At 69.0% G+C, this 1,323-nt stretch carries 1 protein-coding gene; it reads right to left on the bottom strand.

Going from position 1 to position 1,323, the window contains the following annotated elements:
- Positions 1–229: 229 nt before the first annotated feature.
- The gene (locus ACFVST_RS09400) at positions 230–1,087 is read right to left on the bottom strand and encodes a helix-turn-helix domain-containing protein (protein WP_390148478.1); all 858 of its coding nucleotides are present in this window, start codon (positions 1,085–1,087) and stop codon (positions 230–232) included.
- Positions 1,088–1,323 lie beyond the last annotated feature (236 nt).

The raw sequence follows: 1,323 nt of genomic DNA, 5'->3' as shown, positions 1-1,323 counted from the left end.
TGTCGCCCGCCGCAGGCGCGTGTTGGCCTGCCGGGTGGGGGGGGGGGGGGGCCCCCCCCCCCCCCCGGGCCGGCGGCGGGGGGGCACCCCCCCGCTACTCGCCAACCCCCGTACGCGAGACGGGCGTTCACTCGACCGGATGGCATATACCGGGGGTCTCCCACGGAGTGAGACGGCGCCGTGTATCCTGCGCGTCCCTCCCGACCGGACCCAGGGCGCACCGCACGGCTCAACGCGCGTACGTCTCCGCGATGTTGGAGATGAACTCCCGCGACTGGTCCACATTCAGCGCCTGCGCCCGCAGATGCTCGTACATCACGCTGTACTTCTGCACATCGTTGGTCTTCTCCAGATACAGGTCACTGGTGACGCCCTCGATGTAGACCACGCTGGAGTCCACCGCGTCCGGGAACTCCAGGATGGCGTACTGGCCGTTGAGCCCGGGGTGCGCGCCCATCCCGAACGGGATGACCTGCACGGTGACATGCGGCAGCCGGGACTGCTCCACCAGGTACTCCAACTGCTCCCGCATCACGTCCTTGGTGCCGACGACCCGCATCAGCGCGGCCTCGTCCAGCACCGTCCACAGGCGCAGCGGCTTCTCCGGGGCGTTGATCCGCTCCTGCCGGCGCATCCGCACCTGCACCCGCTTGTCGATGTCGGTGGGCGCGGTCTCCGGCAGCGCGCCCGCGATCAGACACTCCGCGTACGACCGGGTCTGCAGCAGCCCCGGCACGACCTGCGGGTCGTACACCCGCAGCGACTCTGCGTCCGTCTCCAGACCGATGTACACGCTGTACGGGATGTCGCCGAAGGAGTGCCACCAGCCCTGCTGGCGGGAGTCCTTGGCCATCTGCATCAGGGAGTCGACGACGCGGCGGTCCTCCACCTCGTAGACCTCGCACAGGTCGCGCACATCGCGCTGGCTGATGCTGCGGCGGCCGTTCTCCAGCCGGCTGATCTTCGACTGGGACACCAGCAGCCGCTCGGCGACGCCCTCGGCGGTCATGCCCTTGTTTTCACGGAGCCGGCGAAGCTCCTGGCCCAACCGGCGTCGTCGGACGGTTGGATTGACATTGGACGCCACGGTACGTGCACCTCCGGCTGCGGGGCCTGACAACTATGCGTATCTGCTGTTCAGCAGATTGCCACCAGGTGCCCCGCCCGCGCTGGGAAACACCGGATATCCGGCGGATTCCCGGCAGTTCGCGCCCCGCAGGGTGATCGGGGCGTGCAGGCAAGGGAGTTGGGGTGCGTCCGTACCAGGATAAGACCCGGAAAAGGGCGCGCGGGGCCGTGGGCCGGTGCCTTACGGTGTCACCG

The organism is Streptomyces sp. NPDC058045 (genome assembly GCF_042885635.1).
Taxonomy (GTDB): domain Bacteria; phylum Actinomycetota; class Actinomycetes; order Streptomycetales; family Streptomycetaceae; genus Streptomyces.
Note: the sequence above shows the minus strand (reverse complement) of the source record. Positions and strands in the feature narration are given on the sequence as shown.